This window comes from Lysinibacillus sp. VIII_CA (assembly GCF_049943995.1).
Lineage (GTDB): Bacteria > Bacillota > Bacilli > Bacillales_A > Planococcaceae > Lysinibacillus > Lysinibacillus pinottii.
Genome location: NZ_JBNFXM010000055.1, coordinates 1 through 2335, shown reverse-complemented (window position 1 = coordinate 2335; position 2335 = coordinate 1). Strand labels below are relative to the sequence as shown.

Genomic DNA, 2335 nt, shown 5'->3' with positions numbered 1-2335 from the left:
GGCAAAGGATGCAAAGACAACCCAAAAAGAAATCGATCAACTAGGCGAGTATGTGAAGAAGCATGATAAGGGTACGGATAAATCCAAACTAGAAGTTAAAAGTTCTCCTATACTCAGTGGTGGATTGTCTGCACATGAGTTAAAAGGTGGGCATTTAATAGAAAGACATGTTGGGAAAACGGACGAAGAATTATTAGGAAGATTGAAAAGTAATTCTAAAATTTCTGGTTCTTCTACTTTTAAAGATATAACGACAGCTGAGCAAGTTGCTAATACAGTTTTAAACGATCCGAAGAATATTAAGAAAATAGAAAAATGGCTTTCTGATCCCGATAGTAAACCCACATTACCATTAAAATACACGGGTGATGGAGAGATAATTGGTAGAAGTGTATCAAAAGGCACAGAAGTAGTAGAAGATGTTACAAAAGCAAGGATTGTACTGAAAAAGGATAAAGATGGTAGTTTTATTCTTACAGGATATCCAGAAAAATAAGAAAGTAGGGAAATTAAATGGATGAAAGTTATGATTTATTAGATGAGTTAGAAGATTTTTTAGGTGGAACATTCCACCAAGATATCAGTTCTCCTGAACAAGCATTAGAGGAGTTTATAAAAGAAGCTAGTAAAAAATGTTTGCTGTTTACAATAAAGCATTGTGAAGAATTTTTAAATAGTGAATTAACAAAACAAGAAAAGGAAAACATTATACAAAATAATGCAGCAATTTATTTTCCAGCAATTGAATTAACCCCGTTACAGTGGTTAATTCAATTAGTAGAACAAATAAAAGAAGGTGTGAAAATAAAATAGAAATGTTTTAATAGAAAACCTTGGTTGACTATATGAACTGCACCCTAATTGTTAGTCGTGTCTAACAATTGGGAGCCATTCACTATACCTTTCAAGGTTTTTTCTTAACTCCAAGAAGTTTGTAGTTAAAAAGTACTCTGATATATGATTCGAAAATTCATGAAGGCTGTACCATCAATCATTGGGTCCTATGTAACAGTAGTCAGGGAAGAAAAGAGTGAGAATTCCTGGTAATAACTTATAAAACAGTGTAAATTACGGAAATAGATTTCCGGCAAAGCAAATTAACCCTGTCGAAGACCAACCTATTATTGATAAAGTGGCAGAAGAGAAGGGACATACGCAAAAGTGGACATATCAGGAATTGATAAAACACATGCCCACAGTGGAATTCATGATGCCTCTAAAAAGATCCCTGGAACAGATAAATTTTCATTTAAAACAGACAATTCAATATTTCAAGCTACTGAAGCATCTAATAAAGGGGGACAAAATTTTTTAAGAGATGTAGAAACTGAATATAAAATTTTAGATGATTTAGCTGATAAAATTGGAACTAATTATGAGGTTAAAGGATCAATAAGGTTATTTACTGAAAAAGATAACATGTGATAGCTGTAATTTAATGATCAAACAATTTGTTGTAAAATATCCAAATATTACAATTTAAGTAATTCATAATAATGACAATAGCATATTGCCAAAATAATCAGGAGGGTTCTTATGGTCTATAGTTATGAAGAATATGAAGAATATATTTTAGAAGATTATAATGATTTAATAGAGGAAAAAATGAGTAAAGGGGAGGCGATTGCTAGAACATTAAATGAATATGATAAGCAATTAAACAAGAAAATAGTTTAACAATTGAACAATTAAATAGATTAATTTACCGGAAAGATTTTGTTTTACAAGAACTGAAAAAAAGGCCGTTAACTTATTATCATAGAGTTTGTTGGTATTATAACGAACTAAACGAAGAAGTCCGGAAATTTATTGATAATTATATAAAAAAAAGTGAAAATGTAGAATCTATTATTTCAGGTGTGTTACAACGATTTAATAGAGACTGTAAAAACACTAATAGTGAAAAATTTATTATTTATACAACATTAGCAGAAACTTTATATAATCTTGAATTAACAAATGTACAAGATATTAATGAGATTAAACATGAATTGGAAAAATTTAGTACAGAAGATATAACTGATGAACAACTTACAGAAGAAGAACAAGACGAGTTATCTGAACGAATAAATCTCATTTTAACTAAGTTAAACTCTTAAAGTTATTATTATTGGTAAGCTCTACCCCTTAAACCATAAGGTTTAGGGCTTTTATTTTTATTGAAAATAGGTAAAACAACAGTTTAAACCTTTCGAAAGCCCGCAAACTGAAAATAGTTTATCCAAGAGTAAGCTGGTGAAACGGGCGAAGAGGCCATCAAAAAAGCGATTCTGACCACGAAAAAGGTTGTGAAAAAAGCAAAGGCGGCTGTGACAAAAGCCAAGCAACAGGTAAA

Annotated in this window: 5 protein-coding genes; all 5 read left to right on the top strand. The window is 30.9% G+C overall.

What is annotated here, in order from left to right:
* Positions 1 to 496: RNase A-like domain-containing protein (locus ACP3VS_RS24100; protein ID WP_426390266.1), on the top strand; the 496-nt coding region annotated here is incomplete at its 5' end.
* 17 nt (positions 497 to 513) lie between these two features.
* The gene (locus ACP3VS_RS24095) at positions 514 to 813 is read left to right on the top strand and encodes a contact-dependent growth inhibition system immunity protein (protein ID WP_396628465.1); all 300 of its coding nucleotides are present in this window, start codon (positions 514 to 516) and stop codon (positions 811 to 813) included.
* A gap of 348 nt (positions 814 to 1161) precedes the next feature.
* Entirely contained in the window at positions 1162 to 1425 is a 264-nt protein-coding gene (locus tag ACP3VS_RS24090; RefSeq protein ID WP_396628464.1) for a deaminase domain-containing protein, read from the top strand.
* 111 nt (positions 1426 to 1536) lie between these two features.
* The gene (locus ACP3VS_RS24085) at positions 1537 to 1677 is read left to right on the top strand and encodes an Imm3 family immunity protein (protein ID WP_426390265.1); all 141 of its coding nucleotides are present in this window, start codon (positions 1537 to 1539) and stop codon (positions 1675 to 1677) included.
* Between the two features lie 182 nt (positions 1678 to 1859).
* Complete coding sequence (locus tag ACP3VS_RS24080; RefSeq protein ID WP_426390264.1) at positions 1860 to 2099, top strand: hypothetical protein; 240 nt, start codon at positions 1860 to 1862, stop codon at positions 2097 to 2099.
* Positions 2100 to 2335: the final 236 nt, after the last annotated feature.

Bases quoted from the DNA above. Each gene is read 5' to 3' on its own strand.
- ACP3VS_RS24095 (WP_396628465.1), top strand. From the start codon at position 514: ATGGATGAAAGTTATGATTTATTAGATGAGTTAGAAGATTTTTTAGGT.
- ACP3VS_RS24085 (WP_426390265.1), top strand. From the start codon at position 1,537: ATGGTCTATAGTTATGAAGAATATGAAGAATATATTTTAGAAGATTAT.